Raw genomic sequence first — 26500 nt, 5'->3', positions numbered from 1 at the left:
CCACCTGACTGCCAGTCACGGATGGAAACCATGGACCTCAGGTCACTTCGATATGCGATCACGCTAGCGGAGGAGCTGCACTTCGGCCGTGCCGCGCGGCGGCACTACATCAGCGCGCAGCCGTTCGGCCGCCACATCCGGAATCTGGAGCGCGAACTGGGGGTCCGGCTCTTCGAGCGCACCAGCCGGCGAGTCACCGTGACCCCGGCGGGTGCGCGGTTCCTGGCCCAGGCCCGGGCGATCGTGAATGCGGTGGACGCGCTCACCGACCCGCGCCGCTGGGCCGAGCCCGACGAGGAAGACCCGACCGTCAGGGGTGCCATCGGGCGGCGATCAGGCGGTGACGGTCCCTCCGGCTTCGGTCGCCTGGAGGACGGCGAGGGTGGCTCGGGCCTGCTCGGACATGGCCGGGACGTGCGCGAGGGCGGCCTCCGGCAGGTACGCCATGACGACCTCCAGTTCGGCCGGGGTGCCCACCTGCTCGAAGAAACCGATGTTGAGGTGGACGCCCACGGGCGGGGCCGACGCGATCACCGCGCGGGAGAACTCCGCCCAGGCCTCATCGGTCATGTGCACCGCGAGCGCGGGGAACAGGACCGGTTCCTCGTGCTCAAGGTGCGTGTGCACCAGGTCGCGTACGGTGGCCGCGGCCGCGGCGAGCCCGGGCCGGTCCGCGTCGTCGCGCACGGGAAGGGCGGCGAGCGAGTCCAACGCCGCGTCGAGCGCGTCGTGTTCCGTGCTGAGCTCGGCCAGCCCGGCGCCGGCCTCGGGGTCGGCGGCGATCAGTTGCGGCCAGATCACCCCGTCTTCGCTCTCATGGTGATGCCGCAGCGTCGCCACCAGGAAGTCGCGCAGCTCCGCCAGCGCGGCCGGCGGGGCGGTATCGCGCCGGGCGGCGTCGGCCAGCAGGGACGTCGCGGCCCGATGCATCTTGTGCAGCAGCCGAGTCTCGGTGATCGCCGCAGGCTCCGTCGAATTCATGCTCACGATGCATTTCCTCTTTCGTCCTTAATGTCTATTCGCCATTATCGCGAACCAGGCATCAAGGGCTGCGAAAGATCTGTCGGTGATCAGAACCTTTTCGGCTGTTGATCCCCGTCACGCGTTGTGCCGCAAGCGTGACCTAACGGGTCACTCCGGCCGGTCGAAGGTCAGCTTGAGTTTGAACACGCCCGGTGGCCGGACCCACGACCCGCCTTCGTCGTTGGCGTCGACCACCCGGGCGTTCCTGAGGTCGAATGCGACCGTTCCGCCGGTGGTCTTGGCCGGCACCGAGAAGACGACCGTCGCGGTGGTGGAGGTCGGCAGAGAGACGAAACCCACGTCTCGCTTCCCCCCTTCCGCTCGTACGGTCTTTCCGCCGCCATCGGGAGTGAAGGAGAACGCCGTGGAGTCGTTGAACTTCACCGAGTAGGTCATTCCCAGCATCGCGTCACACGAGATGCTCGGGAGCGGCAGCGTGAGGAAGGCACGGCCCGCCGGCGCCCACTTTCCGCCCTGGTAGTTGGTGAGCGTGGCGTGGTCGGCGAACGGCGCCTGTGTCGTGACATGGTTCGACAGGGAGAGCTTGCCGCTGCCGAGTGAGGGGACGCCGCTGTTCGGCAGCATGACCCGTGAGCCGCCCCGCCATTTCACGTCGCTGTCCCGCTGGGTGAACCCTCCCTGCCCGCTGACCGCTCCGGTGCGCAGGTCCAGGTCCAGGCGCCGGCCGGAGTCGGTGACCTCCAGCCTCACCGACGACCGCGGCCTGGCGCCGACCATGATCAGCACGGTGTGGGAGGCCGTCGTCTCGCTGTCGGCGAGCGGAAGACCCTGCACCGGCGTCGCGGCCCCGTCGACGAGCACGGAGGCCGTCGCCGGCTTCTCGGGTTTGAACGCCGCGTTGGTGGCCTCGGGGGAAATGAGCGCGAAGACCAGTTCCTGGCCGGCGGCCGCTCGTATCGGCGGGACACCCAGGGTGCCGGCGGGCCTCGCGCCGATCTCCCGGCCGGTGGCGATCCAGGACAAGCCCAGGCTGTAGTGCGGCCCGACCAGCAACGGGGTGTCACGCATCGTCTTGACGTGCATGTCGTACGGCACCTCGGCCATGCTGGCCGCCGACTCCACGTCGGCGGCGCGGACGCCGGTCAACACCTGTGCGGACGAGTGGGACGACGAGCAGGCCGTCGGCGCCGTCAGCGCCGCGGCCAGGGCGAGCGCCGTCGCGAGTGGCGCCCTCATGCCGTCCGCAACCAGTCGCTCAGCCGGTGCAGTCCGTCGGCGCAGTAGCGCTTCACCGCTCCGTCGCTCACTCCCATGCTCTCCGCGGCCTCCCGCACGCTGAGATCCCACACCATGCGCAACACCACCGCCTCGCGTTCTCGCCGGGGCAACCGGTCGAGGAACCGGCGCAGCGTGACCCGGTCCAGTACCTGGTCCGCCGCACCGCCGTCGGGGCGGTCGCCGACGTCCGCGGGATCGCCGCCGTAGCGTTCACGGTCGGTACGCGCCCGCGCGAGCTCGCGCCAGGTCTCGTGTCGCACCGCCGTCTGTACGTACGCGTCGATGTTGTCGATCTCGGCCGGGCGCAGGCGCCGCTGCCACACCTTCTCGAATGCCTGCTGGACGACGTCCTCCGCGCTCGCCGCGCCGTGGCGGCGCGCGTAGGAGACGAACGACGGGTAGTGCCGCTCGTACGAGGCGGTGAGCCGCGCCTCGAAGTCGGCGTCCTGGACGCGGGACACCCGGAGGATTCCCGATCGCGGCCCTCGCGGCACGAGGCCCAGGACGAGCTCACGTCCGGTGGCGGCCAGGCCGGCGAGCGAGCCCGTCAGCACATCCTCAGTGACCAACCCGGTCTCCATGGTGATCGTCATACCTGGGGCGAGTGGGGACGGGTCCCCGCGGTTGTGTCGGTCATGATGTGACGCTTATCACAGCGTGCCGGCCCAACCGTGTCCGGGCCCGCCGTGCTCGAGCCCGGTATGAACGCACCACTGGCCGGCTTCACGTCGGCGGAGAGATTCGCCTGCAGGTTCACGTTCGCCAAGTTCATCCGCCGCTTCCTTCCCATGATCATCGGCACCGGGCTGGCCACGCTGATACTCCTCGGGGCGCTGCTCCCCGGTCTGGGCGCCGGGGCTCTCGCTCTCCCGCTCGCGCTGATCCTGAGCGCGGGCGCGGTGGTCGCGCTGACCGCGGTGAAGAAGTACCAGTTCGACCAGACCTGGGGGACGACCGAGCTGGTGCTCTCCCCGGACGGCGCCACCATGGCCGGACGCCATTCGCAGCTGCACATCAGGTGGGACCACGTTCGCTTCCTCGGTAAGGCCGACCTGGTCCGTGCGGGGCGCTTCACCTTCGGCCCGGTCCTGGCGCGACTGCTGGCCGAACTCGCGAGCGCCGCGGCCCGGCGGCGCGGGCGGTCCGCGCTGATCGGCATCGCCACCATGAAGGTCGCGGCGGAAACGCCGTCCGTGGTCAAGTCGCAGATCGGACAGAACATTGCCTTCCGCCGGATCGACCCGCACACCGGACACACGCTCACCGCGATCCCGCTGACGATCTTCGACGAGCACTGGGACAGGGGACGGATCGGCGAATGGATCATGGCCTACCGCCCCGACCTGGTGCCCGGCCGGTGACAGGGCCGGCGTGCGCTGCTCCCCGGGGGCAGCAGCGCGCGTTCGGCCGCGGTGAACGGCCGGTCGGCCGCCGCGCAGAGCCCGTCGAACCACCGCTCGGCGTCGACCGGAACCGCGACGGGAACGATCGAGTTGACGGTGCCGAGTTGCAGGCTCCCTCTCTTGACCGGCTGGCCGCTGTCGAACGAGGGCAGGACCAGCGGGTCGCCCGCCTGGCCGCTGTGGATGTCCACGAAGGTCGCGACGCCGTTCTCCGGCGAGACGACCAGGTAGCCGTCGGAGGTGAAGCCGATGATCCCCGAGACCGGAACCGCCGGGCCCTCGGGCCGGCCGCTCTCCACCCGCCACACCCGGACGCCGTGCTGCGGGGTGAGCGCCGCGAACCGGTCGCCGGTGGGGTCGAACACCGGCCCGGACGCCGCGTCGGCGTGCACCGTGGTGACGACGCGCCGGCTCGTCACGTCCCACAGGCGCACCGAACCGCTGCCGTCGGCGACGGCGACCTGTTCCTCATGGCCCGGCCGGAACTCCGACCTGGCCACCGGCGGACCGAGGCGCATCGGAGCGCCGATCATCCGGTGCGTACGGGTGTCCCAGACGGCGAGGAGGCCGTCGGCGACGACCACGAACCGGCCGTTCCGCACGGCCGCGAGGACGTCCGGCTCCGCTGTCGTGTCACCGGGCAGCGGCAGGTCGTACGCCGCCTCCTGCCTGAGCGTCGGCAGCGAGTACAGCGTCAGCCGTACGCCCGCCTTCTCCCGGACGACCAGCAGCAGCGAATGCTCCAGCTCGAGCCCGCGTTCACCGGGCACCGTCACCCGGCCCAGGCGTGCCCCTGACGTACGGTCGTGCACCTCGACCACACCGGACTCGTCGACCGGGCGGACGATGACATACCTGCCGTCGACCGACGGCTCACTGGTCCAGTTGCCGGGCAGCGACGCGAACCAGTCCGGGTTCATCCGGCCGATCCGCAGCAACGAACCATGCTGCGCGACCAGGAGCACCGGCCCGGTCGCGCCGTGGAACACCACCGTGGTGCCCTGCCGCGGCGGAGTGCTCGCGGTGTACGCGCGGCCGGTGCGCAGGTCGGTGACCTTGACCAGGACGGCGCCGCCTCCCGGCTGGTCGACGTCCTCGACCAGGAAGCCGTTGTTCAGGGTGGTCTGGTCGGCGTCGGTCGGGCAGGCGCTGGAGATCAGGCTGAACCCCGTGACCCGGCGCCCGGTGCCGGCCGCCGTGACGGTCAGCCGGGCACGGCCCAGCACGCCGTGGCCCTTGACGCAACTGACGACCTCGGCCCCGTGCGCGGCCAGGAACGACCCGGACGGCAACCGGCGACCGCCGGAAACGGTCAGCGTGTGGCCGTGGCCGAGCACGACCCGGCCGGGGTCGTCGGTCAGCGCGAGCATGGTCGCCGGCGCGACCGTGTCTTCGGAGTCGGTGCCGCGATCGAGATCTCGGACGGTCAGGTGCCGTCCGTCGAGCCACGCCAGCCGCCGGCCGTCGGGAGAGAAGGCGAGGAGCGCTCCGGGCGTCGGCATCGTCTCCGGGCCGGTGCGCCGCGCGACGTCCCACAGGAGGACGGACCGGCCCGGGGTGGTGGCGGCGAGCCTGCGGCCGTCGGGGCTGAGACGCACCTTGGCGCCCTCCGGAATGCCGGGCGGCTCCCACCGCCGTACCGGCGCGCCCCCGGCCAGGCCGGTGAGCACGGTGATCCTGTCGCCGCCGGCGGTCACCGCGGTCCGCCCGTCGTCACTGACCGCCATGCCGTCGACCGTCGTCGGGGCGAGCCCGGGATAGACCGCGTCGACGGATCGCATGGCGAGGTACTCGCGGGCGAGCGCGGTGCGCGCGGTGAGGTTCTCGGGAACGGTGCGGTAGGCGGCCAGCGCGAGCTGGACGGCGGTGACGGGGTCGGTCGAGGCTCGTTGCGCGGCCCGCTGCCCGAGCGCCTCGGCGCCCGCCGCGTCGCGCTGGTGGCGGATGTGCTCGCCCCGGTCGACGGCCACGGCGGCCAGCGTTCCCGACGCGACGACCAGCACCGCGAGCATCGCGGTGACCAGGCGCCACCGGCGGACGTCGCGCCGCTGGCGCCGGTGACTGAGCCGTACGTACCCATGCGCCTCCGGCGGGACGTCGCCGGCGCGCGTGCGCGTCCATTCCAGCGAGGCGGCGAGCGCCGTTCCCCGGAGTAACGCGCCCGGGTCCTGCGCGGCGGCCTTCCACTGCTGGTAGTGGGTATCGAGCCGGTGCAGCCAGGACAAGAAGTCGCGGTCCTCGATGAGCCATTCGCGCAACCTCGGCCAGTGCTCGATCAGGGCCTGGTGCGCCAGTTCGACGGTGGCGGTGCCGTCCGGCGCGCTGCCGATCACGACCAGCCGGTCGGCGGCGAGCCGCTGCGCGGTCTGAAAGAGCTCCGGATCGAGCCGGCCGAGGGCGACGGGCCGCCGGACGAAGTCGTCGCCGGCCGGCCGCGCGAGCAACGTGAGCAGCCGGCGGACCGCCCCGTGATCGACCACCGCCCTCTCCGCCAGCTGGATGAGCGCGCCGTTGACCCCGCCGAGCGCCTCGTAGTCACGCAGCGTCAGTGAACCGCCGCGGCGCCCCCTCCACAGCTCGGTCAGCAGCGACTCCACGAGCGGCAGCCGTCCCGGCTCGGAGCCCGCGTCGTCGAGGATGCGCTCCACGAGCCCGTCCTCGAAGTGCAGCCCCGGCGCGTACTCGGCCGGCCGGACGATCGCCTCGCGCAGCCCGCTACGGCTCATCGCCGTGACGAACACCGTGCTGTCCTCGAACGTCGCCGCCAGCTCCGGCGTGAGCAGGCTGCCCAGCGACTCCCATCGCAGTGTCAGCACGACCCGCAGACCGGTGTCACCGGCGAGCGACACGGCCAGCGACAGCAGCTCGCGCGCGCCGTCGGGGTCGGTGGTGATCGCCTCTTCGAACTGGTCCATGAAGAGGACGACCGGCCGCGGGGCGGCCGGCGGCTCGTCGCCGGCGCGCAGCCGCTCCGCCAGGGACGCCGCGTCGAGGTTCAGCGGCCCGGCCAACGCCGCCGCGAGCGACGCGACCGCATCGGGGCCCAGCCTGCACTCGCCGATCGCCGCGCCCTCCCGCCGCAGGACCGGCAGCAGACCCGCGCGTACGAGAGAGGACTTGCCCACCCCCGACCGGCCCGCGACGGCGACGACGGAGTGCCGGCGCGCGGCGGCGACCAGCCGGCCGACGTCCTCATCGCGGCCGTGGAAGAAGGCGGCGTACTCCTCGTCGAACGGGGCGAGTCCCTGGTACGGGCACGGCAGCAGGTCCGGATCGAGGCCGAGCACCTGGGCCATGGGCACGACGTAGGCGGTGGTGGTCGCGCGATCCCGGTCCCTGGCCACGGTCATGCCGACGACCGCCCCGACCGTGGCGTCCCAGACCGGCGATCCGCTGTAGCCCTCGTCGATGCCCTGGTCGGTCGCCGCCCCCTGGAGCTGGAGCCAGCCGGTGCCCTGGACGTCGCGGATCCGGCCGGTGGCCCACACGCCGTCGGCCATGTCCGCGGGGAAGCCGAACACGTGGAACTCGTGATCCCACAGATCGCCGCCGCCGCGCATCGGGGGCACCCGCGCCCCGGGCGGCACCGCCGTCTCCAGCCGCAGCAGCGCCACGTCCCCGGTGCCGTCCTCCTCGATGGGCGCCCACCGGGTGACCCGCGCGACGGCACGCGGGGGCGGGCCGCCGGCCGCACGCGCCATCGGAAAGTCGACGACCACCGGCTCGGCGGGCGGACCGCCGTCGGCGGCGACGGTCACGACGTGGGCGCAGGTGGCCACGACGTCGGGGGCGACCAGGAATCCGGCGCCGGCCACCATTCCGGCGTGGTCGAGCACGCGTACGACCGAGAGCGCGTAGGAGCCATGACTCTCCACCGCGTTCTCGTAGTCACTCACCGAACATGAATGATAGCTCCGGATGTCGCCATCGACCGGTGTTATCAGGGCCGATCGGGCATCGCGGTCACCGTTCCGGGGGCGTGTCCGGTTTGCATATGCCGGCGATATGTCGTGCTGTCTAGCCTTCGGGCATGCGCGTGCTGATCGTGGAGGACGAGCCCTACCTGGCCGAAGCCGTACGTGATGGCCTGCGGCTGGAGGCGATCGCCGCCGACATCGCCGGCGACGGCGACTCCGCCCTGGTACTGCTCGGCGTCAACTCCTATGACCTGGCGGTCCTCGACCGCGACATCCCCGGCCCCTCCGGCGACGAGATCGCCCGGCGGATCGTCGCCTCCGGCAGCGGCATCCCGATCCTCATGCTCACCGCCGCCGACCGGATCGATGACAAGGCTTCGGGGTTCGAACTCGGCGCCGACGACTACCTCACCAAACCGTTCGAGCTTCGCGAGCTCGTCATGCGGCTGCGGGCGCTGGACCGCAGGCGCGCGCACGCCCGGCCCCCGGTCCGCGAGATCGCGGGCCTGCGGCTGGACCCCTTCCGCCGGGAGGTGTTCCGCGACGGACGCTACGTCGCGCTCACCCGCAAGCAGTTCGCCGTGCTCGACGTCCTCGTCGCCGCCCAAGGCGGTGTCGTCAGCGCCGAGGAGCTCCTGGAACGGGCCTGGGACCAGAACGCCGACCCCTTCACCAACGCCGTCCGCATCACCGTCTCGGCACTGCGCAAACGACTCGGCGAACCATGGCTCATCGCCACGGTGCCCGGCGTCGGCTACCGGATCGACACCGGCACGGACACCACCCGCCCCGGCGGCACTCATGAATAGGCGACCAGGGCTCAGCGCCCGGGTGAAACTCACCATCAGCTACGCCGGGTTCCTCCTCCTCGCCGGCGCTCTCCTGCTGGCCGTGGTGTGGGTGTTCGTGCTGCGCCACGTACCCGACGCCGACCCCAAAACCATCCGGAGGACGTTCGGCGGCGCGATCATCGTGGCGGCCAACCGCTCCGACCTCCTGCGCGGCTTCGTCCCCGCCGCGGCCGCGACACTGGCCTTCCTCCTGGTGTTCGGCCTCCTGGGAGGATGGATCCTCGCCGGCCGGATGCTCGCTCCGCTCACACAGATCGCGGACGCGGCACGGATGGCCGCGAACGGATCACTGTCACACCGGATCCGCATGGCGGGCCCCGAAGACGAGTTCCGCGAACTCGCCGACGTGTTCGACACCATGCTCGAACAACTCGAATCCCACGTCACCGAGCAGCGGCGATTCGCCGCGAACGCCTCCCACGAACTGCGCACCCCGCTGGCGATCTCCCAGACGCTCTTGGACGTCGCCCGCAAGGACCCCGGGCGGGATCAGGGCGAGCTCATCGAACGCCTCCACACCGTCAACACGCGGGCGATCGACCTCACCGAGGCCCTCCTGCTGCTCAGCCGCAGCGACCGCAGGGTCTTCACCCGCGAGCCCGTCGACCTCTCCCTCATCGCCGAAGAAGCCACCGAAACGCTGCTTCCCCTCGCCGAACAGCGCCAGATCACGCTGGAGGTCACCGGCGGGACGACGAAGGCCGTCGGCTCCGCGGCGCTTCTCCTGCGGATGGTGACGAACCTCGTCCAGAACGCCGTCGTCCACAACCTCCCCACCGGCGGCACCGTGACGATCCACACCGAATCCCGGCACGACGCGAGCGTGCTGCGGGTCGAGAACACCGGCCATCCGCTGCCACCGGAACTGGTACCGACCCTCACCGAACCCTTCCAACGCGGAACCGAACGCAGACGCACCGACGAGCACGCCGGCGTCGGCCTCGGGCTGGCCATCGTGCACAGCATCGTCCGAGCGCACGACGGGACCCTCGACCTCACACCCCGTCCCACCGGCGGTCTCCTCGTCACCATTCGCCTTCCCGGCACGCCGCAGACATCGTCCCCGAACCGGGCCCACTGAGTTCGGTAGGAGTCGATTTCTTCAGGGACTCCTTGACGCCCGGGATTCCGGGGATCGCGTGTATCGCGGGCGTATCGAAAATCGCATACGCCACCGCAACACTCTTCGGTCTTGAGTGGAGGCATGGACGACAGAAGTGACGCGGACGCGCTGTTCAAGGCCGGGAAGTTCGAGCAGGCCGGCCGCGCCTATGAGGAAATCCTGAAACAAGACCCCACGAACCTGAACGCGGCCCGCCAGCGCGGCTATGTAGGGCTACTGGCCAACAGGTTTCCCGAGGCCGAGAAGTATCTCACGATGGCCCTTGAAATCGCGCCCGGCGACAAGGACACCAACCAGCTTCTGGGCGATTTCTACATGCGACAGGATGAATTCTCCCGCTCCGTACCCTGCTGGCAGGCGGCCGGCAAGGAGACCTACGCCAAATGGTTCGCGGCGGTCAGCGGCGAGGCGTATCGGATTCACGGCGACATCGCGCAGGTGCCATGGCAGCAGATGGACCCGGAACCGCTGGTGGAGGCCTCGGTCAACGGCGGACCGGCCAAGCGCTTCACGTTCTACACCGGCGAGCCGTGGCTGGGCATGTCCACGGAAGTAGCCGAGGAGGCCGGGCTGAGCGCCGTGGCCGAGCAACGGATCGACTACCTCGACGGCACCAAGGTGCAGTACTTCGGGGTGCTGGACTCCTTCAAGCTGGGCGACATCGAACTGCGCAACGTCCCCGTGTCGTGGTCGGACTCCGACCCGGCCACGCCCGGAGGGCCCAGCGACGGCATGATCGGCACGTGGGTCTTCTACCACTTCCTGACCACCTTCGACTACGCGGGCCGGTCGCTGATCCTGCGTCGCCGGACCGCCGAAACGGCCAAGAAGGCACGCGCTGACGCCGAGCGGGCGGGCGCCAAGCCCCTGCCGCTGTGGCTGGCCCGTGAGCACATGCTGCACAGCAGGGGCAGCATCGCCGACTCCGCCCCACGGGTGGTGGGCGTGAACTTCGGCGGACCCGGCGAGACGGTCGCGGGCATGCACGGGGAGACGGCCGAGCAGCTGCGGATCCGCACCGACTACGACCGCCCGATCGAGACCTTCGCCCACAGCCACCCGACCGTCGCCTACCCCTGCTACCCGAAGGAGGTCCGCCTCGGCGACGCCGTCGCCGAGAAGGCCTACTGCGAAACGGACCCGAACATGCCCGTGACGCAGGCCTACGGGTTCGACGTCTCGGCCCACTTCTCCCACTGCTTCTACAAGCCCTACAACGTCACCCTCGACTTCACCGACATGAATGTCTACATCGTCCGCGGCAAAGCCGGCCGACCGCAGAAATGACCCTTGTACGCGATACCCCTCGGAAAGGGAAAACGGTGAACAAGTTGCTGGCCGCCTCGGCCGCCGCCCTCGCCCTGACCGTCGCGGGATGCGGCGGCTCCGGTGACGCGAAATCCAGCTCCTCCGGCTCGAACACTTTGGAGCAGGCGGTGAAGTACGCGCAGTGCATGCGCGAGAACGGAGTGACCAACTTCCCCGACCCTGACAAGAACGGCAGGTTCGTGATCGCGGCGGGAGGGTCGAACCGAAACTCGCCGCAGTTCAAGAAGGCGCAGCAGGCGTGCGAATCGCAGGAGCCGCCCGGGATGAAGGACGATTCCAAGGATGTCGCCAAAGCTCAGACGGAATGGCTGAAGTTCGCCCAATGCATGCGCAAGAACGGCATACAGGACTTCCCCGACCCACAGGACGGGCGCCTCAAGGTGCCCAGGGACCGCATCAACGTCAACTCACCGCAGTTCAAGAAGGCAATGACCGCATGCCGCGACGTGGCCAACGTGGGAGGAGGCTCAGGGAATGGCAACGGCTGAGATCGAGACTCCGGCGAGCACCGGCATTTCCCCTGAGGCGTCGGCCCTGCCGCGCCGGCGGCGAATACTCGGCGCCGGCGTCGCGCTCGCATTCGTGGCCGCCGGCGGTGGTGTGGCTCTCGCCGTGACGGCCCTGTACGGCGACGATGGCAAGCCCGCCACGAAGGCCGCCACCGGGACGTCGCTGGCGGCGGTCCAGGAGGGGCCGCTGTCCGCGCAGGTCAGCCAGAGCGGGACGCTGTCGTACTCGGGCGGCGCCGACGGGACCCCGTACTCGGTGATCAACCGGGCGAGCGGGACGTACACCTGGGTGCCGGAGACGGGGACCCAGATCGACTGCGGCGAGACGCTGTACAAGGTCGACCAGAAACCGGTGTTCCTGGTCTGCGGAAGCACGCCCGCGTACCGTGACCTGGCCGCGGGCGACGAGGGCAAGGACGTCCGGGCGCTGAACAAGACCCTGGTGAACGAGGGCTACGCCAAGAAGTCCGAGCTCGACCCCGATTCTGACTACTTCGGCTGGGGGACCACAGAGGCCCTGGCGAAGCTCCAGGACGAACGTGACGCCGACGTGACGGGCAGGCTGGATCTCGGCCAGGCGGTGTTCCTGCCCGGCCCACTGCGGATCAGCAAGGTGGTGGCCAAGAACGGCACCAGCGCGAGCCCGGGCCGTTCGATCATGGAGGCGTCGTCGAACCGGCGCGAGGTGATCGTGAAGCTCGACGCCTCCCAGCAGTCCGAGGTCAAGAAGGGGGCTCAGGCGCAGATCACGCTGCCGGACAACCGGATCACCTCCGGCGTGGTCAGCCGGATCGGCACGGTCGCGACAGCATCCTCCAGCAAGGACGACTCCGACTCGGCGTCCGCCACGATCCCGGTCTACATCACGCTCGAGCACCCGAAGGACGCCGGAACCCTAGAGCAGGCACCGGTCCAGGTACAGATCAGCACCGAAGGCGTCAAGCACGCGCTGATCGTGCCGGTGACCGCGCTCATCGGCCAGGCCGGCGGGGGATACGCGGTCGAGGTCGCGGCGGGAAACCGCGGCCAGACCCGGATCGTTCCGGTCACGCTGGGCCTGTTCGACGACGCCAACGGGCAGGTGCAGGTCTCCGGGGCCCTGTCGGCCGGTGACCGAGTGGTGGTGCCGTCGACATGAGCGAAAAGGTCATCGAACTGGAGCAGGTCACCAAGACCTACGGCACGCAGCCCCCCGTCCACGCTCTGCGCGGCGTGAGCTTCACCGTACGGAGCGGGGAGCTGGTCGCGATCGTCGGCCCGTCGGGATCGGGCAAGTCCACGTTGCTGCACATCCTCGGCACGCTCGACCGGCCCAGCGGCGGCACCGTACGGATCGACGGGCAAGACGTCGCGACGCTCACCGACCGCCGGCTCGCCGCCCTGCGGGCGCGCAGCATCGGCTTCGTCTTCCAGCAGTTCCACCTGTCCGAGCACGCCACCGTCCTGGAGAACGTCGCCGACGGCCTGCTGTACGGCGGCGCGAGACCCGCCGAGCGGCGCGAGCGTGCCGCCGAGGCGCTCGTCCGGGTCGGGCTGGAGGACCGGGCGGGCTTCCGCCCGGGCAAGCTCTCGGGCGGACAGCGCCAGCGCGTGGCGATCGCCCGCGCTCTGGTCGGCCGCCCGGCCATCGTGCTCGCCGACGAGCCGACCGGCAACCTCGACAGCAGGACGGGCGCGGCCATCATCGAGCTGCTGCACGAGCTCAACGCCGACGGCGCGACGATCCTCATGATCACGCACGACGGCGGGCTGGCCGCCCGGCTTCCCCGCCGGCTGCAGGTCCTCGACGGGCGGATCGTCGCCGACAGCGCGGCGCGTACAACGGAGGGCGTATGAGGCTGTCCGACCAGCTGCGCGTGGCCGGTATCGGAATCCGGGCCCGCCGCCTGCGGGCCGCCCTGTCCGCGCTCGGAATAGCGATCGGCACCGCGGCGATCGTGGCCGTGCTCGGCCTGTCCGCGTCCTCCCAGGCCGGGCTGCTGAAAGAGATCGACCAGCTCGGCACGAACCTGCTGACCGCCAACACCGGCCAGTCGTTCACCGGCGGGCCGGCGCAGCTCCCGGTCGCCGCGCCGCAACGGATCTCCCACCTGCCCGATGTCGAGCACGTGGCGCACGCCGGTGCCATCGACGACACGAACGTGTACCGCAGCCCGCTGATCCCGGTGGTCGACACCAACGCGCTGAAGGTACGGACCGCCAGCCTCAACCTCCCCGACGTGGTCGGAACCGGCGTGGCGCAGGGCCGCTGGCTGAACCCGGCGACCGAGCGTCAGCCGGTCACCGTGCTCGGCGCGCTCGCCGCGCAGCGCCTCGGCATCGATCGCGTCTATCCGGGACAACGGATCTGGCTGAAGAACCAGTGGTTCTACGTCGCCGGCATCCTGAAGCCCGCGACGCTGTCGGCCGACATCGACACCAGCGCCCTGATCGGCTACCCGGCCGCCGAGCGTTACCTCAGCTACACGACCGTCGACAAGGGCAAGGCGGTGGCCGGACCTCCGACGACGGTGTACGTACGGGCCCGTACGGACAAGGTGGAGTCGGTGCAGGGACTGCTCGCGCGGACGGCGAACCCCGAGGCGCCCGGCGACGTCGACGTCAGCCAGCCCTCCGACGCGCTCACCGCGCGAGCCGCCGCGAAGGGCGCGTTCAACAGCCTGTTCCTCGGGCTCGGGCTGGTGGCGCTGATCGTGGGTGCGGTAGGTGTCGCGAACATCATGATCATCTCGGTGCTGGAACGGCGATCGGAGATCGGCCTGCGCCGGGCGCTCGGCGCGACCCGGGGACAGATCCGCACCCAGTTCCTGTCCGAAGCGGTCATGCTCGCGTTGCTCGGCGGGGTGGCCGGAGTCGCGGCCGGAGCGCTGACCACCGCGATCTACGCGAACACGAAGGGCTGGGCGGTGGTCATCCCGGCCGAGGCGTGGGCCGGCGGGATCGGCGCCGCGATCGTGATCGGCGCGATCGCCGGCCTGCTACCGGCCTTGCGAGCCGCCCGTCTCTCGCCCACGGAGGCGCTGCGCACGCTCTGACCGCCCCAGCGCCTGGCCACCTGAGACGTGCGTGACGACCATCGGCACGCCGGCACTCCACCACCGGCCACGGAGAGCCGGCGGGTTTAGCGCGCGTTCAGGTCGTCCTTAAGTGCGCCTTAGGACCGGCCTCCGGCGGGTCCGGGCGCCGTACGGTCGTACCGCCCTGCAGGCGCAACTCCGCGAAACCCCCGCCTTTTCAAGGAGGAATCCGTCATGAGAGCGCACCGAGCACGGCGCCGTCGTCGTCGGCCGGCCCTGTGGGCCACGAGCGGTCTGGCCGTCGTCGTCGGCGCCGGTGGAGTCGCCCTCCTCGCCACCGGCACCGGACCGGCCGAGACGGCGTACAGCGCGTCCTACCAGAAGCCCGCCGCGCGGCACGGCGGCCACCCCGCCCGGCACAAGCGGGCCGTGACCACCACCACGGCCACGCTGTCCCGGGACGCGGCGTCGGGCGGCTTCGCCCCGTACGTCGACGTCGGCCTGTACCCGCCGTACGGCCTGGTGGACGCGGCGAAGCGGACCGGTGTCAAGACGTTCAACCTGGCGTTCGTCGTCTCCGGCGGCGGTTGCGTGCCCAAGTGGGGCGGCTCGCAGGAGCTGGGCGACAACGAGGTGGCCAAGAAGATCAACGACCTGCGTGCGGCAGGCGGCGACGTGCGGGTCTCCTTCGGCGGCGCGAACGGCGTGGACCTCGCCCAGGCGTGTTCGAGCGCCGCGGACCTTGCCGCCGCGTACAAGAAGGTGGTCGACACCTTCGACCTGACGAAGGTCGACTTCGACGTCGAGGGCGCCGCGATCGCCGACAAGGCCGCGAACGACCGGCGAGCCGAGGCCATCGCGACGCTGCGGAAGCAGGTCAGCGGGCTCGAGGTCTCACTCACCCTGCCGGTGCTGCCCAGCGGGCTCACCCAGGACGGGGTGAACGTGGTCTCGGGTGCCAAGGCCAAGGGCGTCGAGGTCTCGGCGGTGAACATCATGGCCATGGACTACGGCGACGGCCAGGCGCCGAACCCGGACGGCAAGATGGGTGACTACGCCATTCAGGCGGCCACCTCCACGGAGAAGCAGGTCGAGCAGGCCCTCGGTGTCGGCGATGCCTGGAGCAAGATCGCCATCACTCCGATGATCGGCGTCAACGACACCAGCACCGAGGTCTTCCGGCCGGCCGACGCGACCAAGGTGGCCGCGTTCGCCAAGGAGAAGAACCTGGCCTGGACGTCGATGTGGTCCGCGACGCGTGACAAGCCCTGCCCCGGCGGCCCGCAGAGCACCGCCGGCCCGACGTGCAGCAGCATCGACCAGCAGGCGGACGCCTTCGCCAAGGCGTTCACCGGCTGAGAACCGCCGCGGCGGTACCCCCTCCTTCCCAGGGCCGACCTGGGCCGACGAACCCCCTGAAGGATCCGCGCTCGCCGACGAGGCTCCTTCAGGGGGGACCGGCCTGCTCGCGGGGAGTTCCGACTTCACGGGGCGGGTGCCAGGCGCCGCCTGGCCGCCGAGCCGACGTGGTGGCGGGTCACCGTCGCGATCTCGTGCCAGAACGGCCGGGCGGTCAGGTACGTGCCGAGCACGGACAGAATGCCCAGGCTGACGTCCACGCTGAGCCGCCCCTGCTTCGCCCAGTAGACGTCCCGCAGGTCCAGCAGCAGGGCGAACTCATCGGTGATCAACGCGGTGCCGGCGCCGTACGCGGCGGCGATCGCGGGATGCCCCACGGCCCGTTCGTCACCGCGAACCGCGATCAGGCCGACGCCGGCGAGCGTGGCGATGCCGAGGTTGTAGTGGTGCAGATGTCGGCCGCCCGTGGAGATGTTCCCCCAGGGCAGCCACCCGCCACGGATGCCGTGTGTGATCAACCGGACGGTGCCCCAGGTGGTGCCGAAGGAGATCCACATCGCCAGGAGAGACCGCTTCGTGGGGTCGAGGTGCCGGTCCGCCGACTCGCGCCAGCGGTCGACGAGGGGCGGCCGGCCATGTTCCGGTTCCGTGCCCGGGCCGCGCTGCGATGACAGGGCCTTTGATCCCATGGTCACCTCTCACCTACTGGTCCGCACGCCTCCCGCGCCTGCTCACCACTCCTGCTAATTCGATGGTAGGCATGCCCCGGTCAATCGGTGATGGTCGTCCTCTTCGGCCGGTGGCGATCAGTCGTCGGGGTCGGTCGGTCCGCCGAGAACCCGGCTGACGGTGCCGGCCAGCCGCCGCAGCACGGAGACGGGGACCGGCTTCTTGGTGAGCTGGAAGTCGAATTCCCAGCCACCGTCCTTGTGCTTGACCTTGACGTCGATCTTCGTCTGTAGCCAGGTGACGATGGCGGCGAGGACCACGAGGTCGGTCGCTGCGATCTCGGCCCCGAGCCGGTCGCTGGTCGGCGGGTCGGCGAGGATCGCGCGCATCCGCGGGGCGGTGTCGTCGTCCGCGCTGAGATGGGCCAGGAGCCGCCGTGCCGCCGGGGCCCATTGGCCGCCGTCGCCGGGCCGTGCCGGTGGCCGTCCACCGCGGGTCAGCAGCGTTTCGACCAGGGCGTAGGCCTCGTCACCGCTGTGCGGCATGTACGTCTCGGTGGAGCCGAGATCCTCGATCAGTTCCTGGAGGGACAGCAGTACGGACTCGTCCGAGAGATCTTCCGTCACAGGGGGCTCCAGTTTCCGAACAGGGCGAGTGCCGCCCAATGATAGGGATGTGCGTCCCACGGCCGGTCGGGACTTTGAATCATCCTTTGCTGCCCCCTCCAGACGGCCCGCCACAGGGGCTCGCCGGAGGCGTCGGCCAGTTCCCGGTAGAGCGCTGCCAGCATCCGGCGCGAGCTCTCCTCGGACACGTCCCAGAGCGGGGCCAGGACGGCGGAGACGCCGGAGAACAGCAGGGACTGGGCGAGTCCGCTCACCCCCTCGTCGCTGTCGCGATCCTGGGCTCCCGCGGAGCAGGCCCGCAGAGTCGCCAGGCTCAGGCGCATCGAGGCGGCGGCGATGTCCCTCGGCGTCAGGAGATGCTCGTGCCGTACGTCGACCGGGAGCGTCGAGGGGTGGCGCGACGGACGTGCACCCGCGTGTGCGAGCAGCAGGCCGGAGTCGAGGTGCTGCCGGGAATCGAGGTAGCCGTGGCAGGTGAGATGGGCGATCCGCGCAGTCGGCAGGGCCGCCAGAACCCGTTCTCTGGTGACGTCGGTCCCCGAGAGTTCGACGACGTCCCAGCCGGCTGCCGGGTCGAACAACCGCGAGTCGCGTTCCATCGACTCTGGTTCGGGGTCTTCGCGTGCCGCGACGCCCGCGCACAGCACTTTGGCGGCCCGTACCCCTGGCTCCTCGACCGGCCTGGACCTCAGGAGCATCGTGGCGCTGAGGACGTACACGACCGCGTGCCGGGAGGCGAGGTATTCGCCGCCGGGCAGGCGCAGGGCCGACAGCGGGAGGCCCAGCAGCGGCTCGTCCGTGGCCATGCAGAGCAGGTCCTGGCCGGAGACGTCGCCGAGGAAGGGGAGGAGCGGCTCGGAGAGTTCCTCGAAGAACACGAGCGGGCGCCGCTCCGGTCGTCTCGAGTGCAGCGGAGCGAGGGGCGGGAACCGATCAGGGTCGCCGTTGAAGGTGTGCCGCAGCCGGGACTCGGCGTCGGCGATCATCTTCGCGCCCAGGGGGGTCAGGTGTACGGAGAGCTCGTCCTTCCCCGGTATGTAGGTGAAGACGACCGTTCGCTCCCGCCCGCACAGGTAGGAGATGAAGGCCGGCTCACTCCGCCCCCGGAGATGCTCACGCAGTCTCTGGAAGGTCGCCGGCGTGGTCGCGAGGTCGGCCGACCTGCCGATCGCCGGGTGGGTTTTCGCTTCTTCGTGCAGGTCGAAGGCCAGGTGGAAGGCGCGCCGGGCATCGGGCAGGCGCAGGCCGGGCCCCTTGTCGGCCAGCAGCAGTACGAGCTGTTCGTACACGCGGCGGAACGTCCGTACGGCAACCCCGCGATCGGCGGGATCAGGCGCGCTCAGGAGATCGCCGCGCAGCCGCCACAGCAGATCGAAGGCTTCCTGGTGGTCGGCCGGCACCGGACTCCGCGCCAGTATCCCGGCGAGGTCCAGGGCCACCCGGAGCTCGTCATCGCGGCCCGACCCGCGGGCGCGGATCTCTGACCCGGCCAGCAGGTCGCGGAGTCCTGCCGCGGCGCCCTCGTCATCGCCTTGCCAGGCCTTCAGCCGCGCCTCGCCCAGCATGAAGGAGACCGCGAACTGGGGATCGCCCCGCTCCATCGTCTCCACGATCGCCTGGAAGACGAACGGGCTTCGCAGAAGCTCGTCGGTCAGCCCGTCCCCCCGTTCCAGCCGGTCCGCCAAATACCGCGTCGCCAGGCGTCGCCAGCCCGGATCACCGCCCTCCGACAGCCGGTAACCCGCCACGCAGGCGGCGGCGGCCTCCTCGAACCGCTCCTCGTCCGCCGCGATGTCGCCGAGCCCGAAGTACGCGATGGACTGACTGGGCCCGCCGGCGTTGTGGCGGGCGAAGATCTCCAGCACCCGCTCGTAGCACGCTCGTGCGGTCTGCGGATCGGAAAGCAGCGCGATGTTGTTGAGCGTGGCGGCCGTCTGGGCTGGATTCGCCGCCGTCTCGGCGCGCTGTAGCAGCTGCCGGAAGGCCCGCAGGGCCTTTTGGCGCCGACCCGACTTCCAGTAAGAGGCAGCGAGGTTGGTCAGCGCCTGGAACTCCAGGCGGTCATCGCGGATCTCGGCCGCGGCTGCGGCCGCCGTCTCGTAGCAGGCCCGGCCGAGCTGGTACGACCCGACGTCCTCCTGAAGCAGCCCCTCCAGGTTCGAGAACCGCGCCACCGCGTACTTCGCCCGCGTCGAGTTCCGGTGCTCGGGCGGAACTCCCTTGGCGGAGGTGTAGAGGAGTACCCCCAGGGCTTCGCCGGAGCGGCCCAGCCCCCGAAGCGCGTCGGCCAGCACATGCCGTGCCGCCGCGGCGTCCAGGTAGTCGGCGGCGGGCAGCGGCAGGCGGTCGGCCTGCCGTACGAGGTCCAGCGCCTGATCGACCTGGTCTCGGTACGCCAGGTCGGCGATCTCGGCCTCGATGGGCATGCGCCCACCCGCATCGTCGGCGTACAACTGCCGCACCGTGCCGCCGGAAGCCAGGTGACGGTGCCGGGCCCCGGCGCGCTCGATCACGGACCGCTGCTCGCGGACGCGCGCGATCGTGAACTTCACCTGCGCGGCCTCCGCGGGCCGCCCACCCTCCTCGAGCCGATGCGCTCGCTCCTCCAGCTCGGCGACGAGGGAGTCGAGGTCGTACTCCTCGGCCGCCGTCCACAGGACGTTCACCAGCTCGTCGGCTGACAGCGCGGCGAGGACACGATCGGCCAGCTCGCTCACGGGCGCACTCCGACGATCTCCATGGCCTCCATCACGATCGCCCGGTCCTCGTCGTCCCGCGCCGTCTCCCAGGCCCGCGCGAAGTGATGGCGAGCCCGCCGCTGATCGTTCGCGTGCGCGTAGAACTGCGCGATGTGCAGGTGCGTCTCGTGTTCGACGCTGTCCTCCCCGGCGAGGCTGTCAGCGATCCGCCCGGCTTCCCGCCAGTCCTCCCGGGCGCGGGCCGCCATCATGAGGCCGACGCGATAGTTCTGGTTCTTCGGATACCGGCGCACCCACTCGCGCAGTTCGGCCTCGGCGGCCGGATCGCCTCGCCACGCACGAGCGACGAGGCTGTTGCCGCGACTCAGCCGGGCGTCGACCTCGCTCTGATAGGACGGATCCGTCCGGCGGCCGCGGACGAGTTCGAGCACGCGGGAATGCGGCGCCCGCTGTTCCAACTCCAGCAGTGCCTGCCGAAGTTCGGAGTCTCTTCCCGCGGGCAGGAGGGCGGCCACGAGCAGCTCCAGTGTCGCGGGATCCTCGGGTGCTTCCGCGTAGGCGTCCCGCGCAGCCACCAGCACCTCGTCCGCGGTTACAGCGCTGCCCGCGGTGTTGACCAGGCCGATCAGAATCCGGGTCAACTTGACCCGGTCACCCGGCTGAGCCACCCCCTGCGCGATCCGCTCCCGGAGGGCGGAGACCTGATGCTCGAGGAGCTCTCTGTCGAGGGATACCTGGCGCTGCGACCGGGCATAGTCGGCGAGCCGATCTTCGGCCAGCCGCCGCGACGACTCGGAGGCATGGGCGACGGCCGATTCGAGGGAGCGGCGGACGGCCTCGTACCGCTCGGCGCCGAGCTGCGCCGCCGCCAGGTTCAGCCACCCCGCGGTGTCACTTGGGTGTTCCTCGACCAGCCCTTCCAGGGTCTGGATGGCGAGATCCGCCGATCCGACGATGTACAGCCCGACCGCGAGGCGGTTCACCATCCCCGGATCGCCGCCGGCGGCATCTGCCCGCAGGCGTGCCAGCAGTGACTCGCGCTCACCCGGCTCAGCCCGCCGGAGCCGATCCAGAACACCGTCGTCCGGGACACCTGTCAGAATCCAGGGCCAGTCCAGGGCGACCGCCATGAGACCTCCGATCGGGATCGAACGCAACGTCACCCTCGGGCGCGCCCGAGGACCCCTGTTTCCTAGGACTGGCCGGCGCGCTGACAGGTTCCTTGCCGGAGGTGTGTAGGGAGGTTCATCCCTGGCGAGTCGGTCGAATGGTCAGGTCCCCGATCTCGACGTCGTCGGGTTGGTCGATCACGAAGGCGATCGCCCGGGCCACCGCCATGGGATCGATTCCGAGTTCGGCCATGTTCCGCCGGGCCTGCTCGCGTACGGCCGGATCGTCGACGGCGTTGTCGATGAGCTCGGTGCGGACGTAGCCCGGGGAGATCGACGTCGTCCGCAGCACCCCGTCGGTGCTCTCCTGCCGCAGGCCCTCCAGGAGGGTGCGTACCGCGTTCTTCGTCCCGGCGTACACCGCCTGGGTGGGGACGATCTTCAGGCCGGAGGTCGAGACGACGGTGACGAGGTGACCACCGCCCTGACGGCGGAACACCGGCAGTGCCGCGGCGATCCCGTGCAGGATCCCCTTGACGTTCACGTCGACCATCGCCGACCAGCCCTCGACGTCCAGGTCGGCGATGGAGCTGATCCGGCTGACCCCGGCGTTGCCCACCAGGACGTCCAGCCGGCCGAAGCGCTCGACGGCGACGGTGACGAGCTTGTGGAGGTCGCCGGGGTCGGTGACGTCCACACGTGTGGCGGCCGCCTCGCCGCCGGCGGCTTCGATCTCGGCGACCAGCCGGTCCAGCCGGTCGGTGCGGCGGGCGCCGAGGACGACGGCCGCACCGAGTGAGGCGAGGTGGCGAGCCGTCGCCTCACCGATTCCGCTGCTGGCCCCGGTGATGGCGACGACCTTGCTGTGAATGGTCATGAAGATCCTCTGGTTAAAGTGGACACATGTCCGGTTACTCCGACAACCTTAGCGGACATGTGTCCGGTTCTGCCCAGGGTGGCGGAACCCGGCGCGCGGACGCACAGCGCAACCGCGAACGGATCCTTCAAGCGGCGCGCGATCTCGTGCACGAGCCGGGGGAGCTGAAGCTCAACGCGGTCGCGAAGGCCTGCGGCATCGGGCAGGGCACGCTCTACCGGCACTTCCCGACACGTGAGGACCTCCTCGCCGAGGTGTACCGCCGTGATGTGGAAGAGCTGGTCGCCGCGGCTCCGCGCCTGCTGGCGAGTCACCGGCCGCTGGACGCGTTGGCGGCGTGGTTCGACCGGGTGGCCGCCTACGCCCGGGTCAAGCGCGATGTGTTCGCCGCCGTCGAGGCGGCGACGTGGCGTGACCTCGCCGCCCACAGTCTCGGCCCGATCGGTGAGGCGGTGGAACTGCTGCTGGCCGCCGGTCGCTCGGACGGCAGCGTCCGCGCCGACGCCGAAGCCCGAGACGTCATCGTGCTCATCAGCTGGTTGTCGCGACTGGACGACGCCGAACTCGACGCGCGAGGACCGCGGTTGCTGTCGATCCTCGTCGACGGCCTCCGCGCACACCGCCCCTGATCGTGGTGTCTCGATGCCGTCCCGGCGATACGTTTCTCAGATGGGTACGGATGAGGTCGAACCGCAGTTGTTGCCCAACCGGTTCGCGGACGCCGTCGGGTCCATGTCGGGCGGGCCTGACCGGGATCGGTGCCGCTGCGTTGGCCATTCGATCGCGACCCGGCCGGCGACCGTTTCCTTTCACGGGGACCTGCAGGACACCGAGGCTCCGGGTTGGCGGCATCTGCTGGCGCTGATCGATGAGGCGGCCGCAGACGGGCGGACGGTGTTCAAACCGTTCGTGGAGATGAGCGCCCTGGAGCGACGGCAGATCGTCACGCTACCGCCCACGATCGCGAAGCTGACCGCCGTTACACATCTCGTGCTCTACGGCACGAACCTGGTGCGCATTCCGCCCGAGATCGGAGCCATGACGAGCCTTGAGATCTTCGAGCCCTACACCTCGCACCGGTTGCATTGGTACCCGTACGAACTGACCCGGTGCGTAAGGCTCGCCGGCAGCACGGTGAGCACGCGGGTCCTGTACGGCAACTTCAAGTTCCGGCCACCGTTTCCGGCGCTGCGGCCCGTGACCGACTCCGGGGATGCGGATTTCGCCGCGCTCGACCCAGCCGTGTGGGGCGCCGACGCGGTACGGAACTGCAGTGTCTGCAGCGGACCGGTCGACCATGAGCTGCGTCAGGTGTGGATTTCTTGCCTGGTCGGCACCGACGTGCTCCCGCTCCTGGTGAACGCGTGCTCCGCGGCATGCGTGGCGGCGCTTCCGGAGCCGCATCGCGATTACCCGCCGACGCCGCACACCGGCGGCCCGGACGTCGTGCAGCCCGGCAGCAGATACTGAGGCGGCGGCGTGGATGTTGCGAGGCGTAATACGAGATCCGACAAGGTTGCGCATGCCGATGAGGTTGTTGGACGACGCCGCCCTGGAGAGTTCTTCGGTGGTGGCGAACTGCGTGATGAATCGTGAGCGGTCGCTCAGCGGCTCGAACGGTTACGGCCGTGAGCTCGGCGTGGACATCATCGCGGAACTCACCGGCCGTAGTGCGAGGGCGGGCGTACGGTGGCTGGACGTGTGCTGTGGAAGCGGGCGCGCGCCGGCAGAGGCCGCCCGGCTCCTGGCCGGCCGGGACACGGCGGGACGGGTGGAGATCGTCGGGCTGGACCTGGTGGACCACTTCGTGGCGGGTCCCTTCCCGCCGGCATTGCAGCTGGTCACCGGTTCGGTGACCGAGTGGGTGCCCGACGGCCGATTCGACCTGATCACGTGCGTGCATGGGCTGCACTATGTCGGCGACAAACTCGGCGCGCTGACGCGTGTAGCCTCCTGGCTCGCCGACAACGGGCTGTTCGTCGCCAACTTCGACGTCCGTTCGGTCCGCTCCGCGAATGGAAGACCGGCTGGTCGTCGGCTCACGGCCGAACTGCGCCGGCAAGGGTTCGTCTACGATCCTGCTCGCCGCCGAATCTCTCGTCATGGCGGTGCGGAGATTCGGCTCCCCTACCGCTATCTCGGGGCCGATGACCAAGCCGGCCCGAATTACACCGGCCAGCCCGCCGTCGATTCTTTCTACGAACCGTTCAGCCATTGACCGGTCATGCCGAACGACCGCCATGGCCCTCGACGACCCTGTACACCGACGTGCCGCACTTCTGCCCCGTCCCCGGGCCGGTTCGAAGTCCGGCCGTATCGGTGTCCGAGCTCGGCTAGGTTGGCCGCGTGGACATCCAGGTTCTGGAAGGTCGGCTCGTCGAGGCGCCGACTTCGGAGGCCACCGGCATGGACCGGCGGGCCTTCGGGGAATTCGTCGGCCCTCGGGGTGAACTGGCCTCGTACGCATTCGGCTGGACCACGGGGTCGGAGCCGCACGTCGCTCGGCTGTCGATTGGAATCGGCGTCGGCAATCCCGGCGGCGGCACGTTCCACGCTGTGGTGTTCGAGCACGAGGACGGCCACGCGTTCTCGCTCATCGACGAGCCGTTCGAGCAGGTGCCACAGGGCGGACCGGACCTGACGGCGGACCAGGCGCGCGCCCATGAGGACCTGCCGTTCGTGTGGTGGGTCGCGGACCACGTCATGGAGCGCGATCGACGCGCGCGGTGGATGCGGCACTGGCTCCTGGGCACCCGCTGCCACCAGACCATCGAGGTCTTCGAGCTTCGCGAGCCCGTCCTGCTGATAGGTAACGACGCCGACGACGGCCTCTGGCAGCTCATCGGCACCACGGACGCCGGCGACGGTAAAGTCGGACATCTCCACCACTCCGTGGACGAAGATCCGACGTTGGTCGATGTCCTCGACCTGGCGCCCGGCCAGAGCGCAAGCCGGACCCACGTCGGCGGACCCTGGACCCGCCACCTCGGCAACCCGGCTTAGGGGCGTCGTCAAGCGTCCACGTCGGTGCTGCGGCTCAGCTGCTCCCAGACAAGCAGATCTCGGCGGGCATCGGCCACCTGGCTGCCGATCGCGTCGGCCGCGTCGTTACCCAGCGGCAGCCGCAGCGGCGGGTCCTGCGCGTCCAGCGCGGACAGAATCGCGGCGGCGGCCTTCGCGGGGTCTCCCGGTTGCCGGCCGTGGCTGTCGCGATTGGCTTGCCAGACCGGATCGATGACCGCGCCGTAGGCCGGGATCGGGGCACTGCGCTGCAGGGCGCCGTCGGCGGCGAAGCCGGTGCGGAATGCCCCGGGTTCGACGATGAGCACCTTGATCCCGAGCGGCCTGACCTCGTGCGCCAGGCCCTCGGACCAGCCTTCGAGGGCGAATTTGGTGGCCGAGTAGGCCGGCACGCCGGCGAACGACAATCGCCCGCCCATGCTGGTGATCTGCACAATCCATCCGGAACGGTGCGCCCGCAGGTAAGGCAGCGCTGCGCGGGTGAGGGCGGCAGGGCCGAAGAAGTGCAGGTCCATCAGGGCGCGCAGCTCGGAGTCGGTGGTTTCCTCGGCGGCCCCTATCAGCCCGCGTCCAGCTGCGTTGACGACCACATCGATACGGCCGTGTCGATCCGCCGTCTCGGCGACGACCTCCTCGATGCGCCGGGCATCGGTGACATCAAGGTGGGGCGCGTGCCCGCGCCCGGGGTGAGCGGCGGCCAGGTCGGCGAAGCGTTCAGGACGCCGGACAGCCGCGACCACCGTGTCGCCGGCCTCCAGCGCGGCAGCGGCGACGGCACCTCCGATACCGGACGTTGCTCCGGTGATCAGCCAGGTGCGTGTGCTCGCGGACTGCGCGGACATGACTTGCCTTCTTCCTTCGGGTGACCAGGGCGGGTCGAGGTGTGGCTGGTCTCAGAGAGCAATCTCCGGGTATGCGACAAGGTCCTGACAGCACACGCTTCAGCCTGCCGTGACACTCCCACTCACTTAACGGCACGCTTCGTGCTGTTCCGCGGCGACAGTTTGCCCTCATTCTTCGGAGGCTGTCAACGGCACGATCTGTGCCGATAGAGTCGCCGATATGGCAGACACGCCCACCACCCCGAGGCGCCGGGGCGCCGTACGGACCGATGAACTGCTACGTACGACGCTCGACATCGCAGCCCAGGACGGATACGCAGGGCTGACTATCGAGGCGGTGGCCCGGAAGGCCGGCGTGGGCAAGCACACGATCTACCGGCGCTGGCCGTCCAAGGCCGAGCTGATCATGGATGCGCTCAGCCACGTATGGATCAGCGACCTGAACTACCGTGATACCGGCGACATCCGCGCGGACCTGCGAGAGCAGTTCCTGCGCTCCAGTGCCGCACTGGCCGAGCCGCCGATCGGACCCGTCTACCGCGCGGCGATCGCCGAAGCCCAAGCCGATCCCGCCCTGCGAGACGAACTCCACCAACGCTTCCTTGCCACCGTCGAAGAGCGCACCCTCGACCGCGTCACCCGCGCCCAGCACTCGGGAGAACTCGTCGCGGACGCGGACTTGACCTTCGCCTCCGAGATCTTGTGCGGTGCCCTGTACTACCGGCACCTGCTCTCGACCAGATCCATCGGCGCCGCCGAGGTCGACGCGCTGCTGGAGATGTTCCTCGCCGCCTACAGCACCCGCGACGCGACCGCCTGCCCACCGAGCGAAGCTCTCCGCTCCGCCACGGAGCATGTAGCTCGACGTCAAGTATCTTGACGTCGAG

24 protein-coding genes and 1 pseudogene are annotated in these 26500 nt (G+C 70.3%); 15 read left to right on the top strand and 10 right to left on the bottom strand.

The window, feature by feature from the left end; translation table 11 throughout:
• Positions 1 to 21: 21 nt before the first annotated feature.
• Positions 22 to 201, top strand: a pseudogene (locus tag OG417_RS54760) (LysR family transcriptional regulator); the annotation flags it as partial.
• A 132-nt stretch (positions 202 to 333) separates the two neighbouring features.
• Here OG417_RS54760 and OG417_RS51680 read toward each other — a convergent pair.
• The 3 genes from OG417_RS51680 to OG417_RS51670 all read right to left on the bottom strand — a co-directional run bounded on the left by OG417_RS51680 (position 334) and on the right by OG417_RS51670 (position 2831).
• Positions 334 to 981: a hemerythrin domain-containing protein gene (locus OG417_RS51680; RefSeq protein ID WP_329263127.1), complete on the bottom strand. Its 648-nt coding sequence runs from the start codon at positions 979 to 981 to the stop codon at positions 334 to 336.
• A 150-nt stretch (positions 982 to 1131) separates the two neighbouring features.
• On the bottom strand, positions 1132 to 2220 hold the full coding sequence (locus OG417_RS51675; protein ID WP_329246443.1) for a hypothetical protein: 1089 nt from the start codon (positions 2218 to 2220) through the stop codon (positions 1132 to 1134).
• Positions 2217 to 2831 carry an RNA polymerase sigma factor gene (locus tag OG417_RS51670; protein ID WP_329246441.1) on the bottom strand — a complete coding sequence of 205 codons (615 nt, stop codon included), beginning with the start codon at positions 2829 to 2831 and terminating at the stop codon, positions 2217 to 2219. The genes OG417_RS51675 and OG417_RS51670 overlap by 4 nt, the downstream gene beginning before the upstream one ends.
• Positions 2832 to 2963: 132 nt before the next feature.
• Here OG417_RS51670 and OG417_RS51665 point away from each other — a divergent pair, with 132 nt between their 5' ends.
• On the top strand, positions 2964 to 3623 hold the full coding sequence (locus tag OG417_RS51665) for a hypothetical protein (RefSeq protein ID WP_329246438.1): 660 nt from the start codon (positions 2964 to 2966) through the stop codon (positions 3621 to 3623).
• On the opposite strand, the gene OG417_RS51660 is transcribed toward OG417_RS51665, so the two are convergent.
• Positions 3593 to 7561: an nSTAND1 domain-containing NTPase gene (locus tag OG417_RS51660; protein ID WP_329246435.1), complete on the bottom strand. Its 3969-nt coding sequence runs from the start codon at positions 7559 to 7561 to the stop codon at positions 3593 to 3595. The genes OG417_RS51665 and OG417_RS51660 overlap by 31 nt on opposite strands.
• A gap of 134 nt (positions 7562 to 7695) precedes the next feature.
• Here OG417_RS51660 and OG417_RS51655 point away from each other — a divergent pair, with 134 nt between their 5' ends.
• The 8 genes from OG417_RS51655 (at position 7696) to OG417_RS51620 (ending at position 15770) form a co-directional block, all read left to right on the top strand.
• Positions 7696 to 8391 (top strand): response regulator transcription factor, encoded by a 696-nt coding sequence (locus OG417_RS51655; RefSeq protein WP_329246432.1) that lies wholly within the window; start codon positions 7696 to 7698, stop codon positions 8389 to 8391.
• A gap of 22 nt (positions 8392 to 8413) precedes the next feature.
• The gene (locus OG417_RS51650) at positions 8414 to 9514 is read left to right on the top strand and encodes a sensor histidine kinase (protein ID WP_329246429.1); all 1101 of its coding nucleotides are present in this window, start codon (positions 8414 to 8416) and stop codon (positions 9512 to 9514) included.
• A gap of 123 nt (positions 9515 to 9637) precedes the next feature.
• A complete protein-coding gene (locus tag OG417_RS51645) occupies positions 9638 to 10843 on the top strand; it encodes an aspartyl protease family protein (RefSeq protein WP_329246426.1) in 1206 nt (401 codons plus the stop codon).
• 35 nt (positions 10844 to 10878) lie between these two features.
• A complete protein-coding gene (locus OG417_RS51640) occupies positions 10879 to 11373 on the top strand; it encodes a hypothetical protein (RefSeq protein WP_329246423.1) in 495 nt (164 codons plus the stop codon).
• Positions 11360 to 12532, top strand: a complete 1173-nt coding sequence (locus tag OG417_RS51635) for an HlyD family efflux transporter periplasmic adaptor subunit (RefSeq protein ID WP_329246421.1) — start codon at positions 11360 to 11362, stop codon at positions 12530 to 12532. Before OG417_RS51640 ends, OG417_RS51635 begins: the two co-directional genes overlap by 14 nt.
• A complete protein-coding gene (locus OG417_RS51630; RefSeq protein ID WP_329246419.1) occupies positions 12529 to 13230 on the top strand; it encodes an ABC transporter ATP-binding protein in 702 nt (233 codons plus the stop codon). Before OG417_RS51635 ends, OG417_RS51630 begins: the two co-directional genes overlap by 4 nt.
• Positions 13227 to 14429: an ABC transporter permease gene (locus OG417_RS51625; protein ID WP_329246416.1), complete on the top strand. Its 1203-nt coding sequence runs from the start codon at positions 13227 to 13229 to the stop codon at positions 14427 to 14429. The genes OG417_RS51630 and OG417_RS51625 overlap by 4 nt, the downstream gene beginning before the upstream one ends.
• 216 nt (positions 14430 to 14645) lie before the next feature.
• On the top strand, positions 14646 to 15770 hold the full coding sequence (locus OG417_RS51620) for a chitinase (RefSeq protein ID WP_329246415.1): 1125 nt from the start codon (positions 14646 to 14648) through the stop codon (positions 15768 to 15770).
• A 125-nt stretch (positions 15771 to 15895) separates the two neighbouring features.
• Here OG417_RS51620 and OG417_RS51615 read toward each other — a convergent pair whose 3' ends face one another.
• The 5 genes from OG417_RS51615 to OG417_RS51595 form a co-directional block, all read right to left on the bottom strand.
• Complete coding sequence (locus OG417_RS51615; RefSeq protein ID WP_329246413.1) at positions 15896 to 16459, bottom strand: hypothetical protein; 564 nt, start codon at positions 16457 to 16459, stop codon at positions 15896 to 15898.
• 117 nt (positions 16460 to 16576) lie between these two features.
• Positions 16577 to 17065: a hypothetical protein gene (locus OG417_RS51610; protein ID WP_329246411.1), complete on the bottom strand. Its 489-nt coding sequence runs from the start codon at positions 17063 to 17065 to the stop codon at positions 16577 to 16579.
• Complete coding sequence (locus OG417_RS51605; protein ID WP_329246408.1) at positions 17062 to 19782, bottom strand: CHAT domain-containing tetratricopeptide repeat protein; 2721 nt, start codon at positions 19780 to 19782, stop codon at positions 17062 to 17064. Before OG417_RS51605 ends, OG417_RS51610 begins: the two co-directional genes overlap by 4 nt.
• On the bottom strand, positions 19779 to 20894 hold the full coding sequence (locus tag OG417_RS51600; RefSeq protein WP_329246404.1) for a hypothetical protein: 1116 nt from the start codon (positions 20892 to 20894) through the stop codon (positions 19779 to 19781). Before OG417_RS51600 ends, OG417_RS51605 begins: the two co-directional genes overlap by 4 nt.
• A 115-nt stretch (positions 20895 to 21009) precedes the next feature.
• Positions 21010 to 21750: an SDR family oxidoreductase gene (locus tag OG417_RS51595; protein ID WP_329246400.1), complete on the bottom strand. Its 741-nt coding sequence runs from the start codon at positions 21748 to 21750 to the stop codon at positions 21010 to 21012.
• Between the two features lie 26 nt (positions 21751 to 21776).
• On the opposite strand from OG417_RS51595, the gene OG417_RS51590 reads away from it, so the two are divergent.
• The 4 genes from OG417_RS51590 (at position 21777) to OG417_RS51575 (ending at position 24753) form a co-directional block, all read left to right on the top strand.
• A complete protein-coding gene (locus OG417_RS51590) occupies positions 21777 to 22379 on the top strand; it encodes a TetR/AcrR family transcriptional regulator (protein ID WP_329246397.1) in 603 nt (200 codons plus the stop codon).
• Between the two features lie 40 nt (positions 22380 to 22419).
• Entirely contained in the window at positions 22420 to 23220 is an 801-nt protein-coding gene (locus OG417_RS51585) for a hypothetical protein (RefSeq protein ID WP_329246396.1), read from the top strand.
• 58 nt (positions 23221 to 23278) lie between these two features.
• Complete coding sequence (locus tag OG417_RS51580; protein ID WP_329246395.1) at positions 23279 to 23968, top strand: class I SAM-dependent methyltransferase; 690 nt, start codon at positions 23279 to 23281, stop codon at positions 23966 to 23968.
• A gap of 128 nt (positions 23969 to 24096) precedes the next feature.
• Positions 24097 to 24753, top strand: a complete 657-nt coding sequence (locus tag OG417_RS51575) for a hypothetical protein (RefSeq protein ID WP_329246393.1) — start codon at positions 24097 to 24099, stop codon at positions 24751 to 24753.
• An 8-nt stretch (positions 24754 to 24761) separates the two neighbouring features.
• Here the strand turns inward: OG417_RS51575 and OG417_RS51570 are convergent, their stop codons facing one another.
• Complete coding sequence (locus OG417_RS51570; RefSeq protein WP_329246390.1) at positions 24762 to 25613, bottom strand: oxidoreductase; 852 nt, start codon at positions 25611 to 25613, stop codon at positions 24762 to 24764.
• Between the two features lie 220 nt (positions 25614 to 25833).
• Between OG417_RS51570 and OG417_RS51565 the strand changes: the two genes are divergently transcribed.
• The gene (locus OG417_RS51565; RefSeq protein WP_329246388.1) at positions 25834 to 26493 is read left to right on the top strand and encodes a TetR/AcrR family transcriptional regulator; all 660 of its coding nucleotides are present in this window, start codon (positions 25834 to 25836) and stop codon (positions 26491 to 26493) included.
• Positions 26494 to 26500: the final 7 nt, after the last annotated feature.

This window comes from Actinoallomurus sp. NBC_01490 (genome assembly GCF_036227085.1).
Taxonomy (GTDB): Bacteria; Actinomycetota; Actinomycetes; order Streptosporangiales; family Streptosporangiaceae; genus Actinoallomurus; species Actinoallomurus oryzae.
The sequence above is the reverse complement of the archived record's forward strand: the minus strand, read 5'-3'. Positions and strand labels throughout refer to the sequence as shown.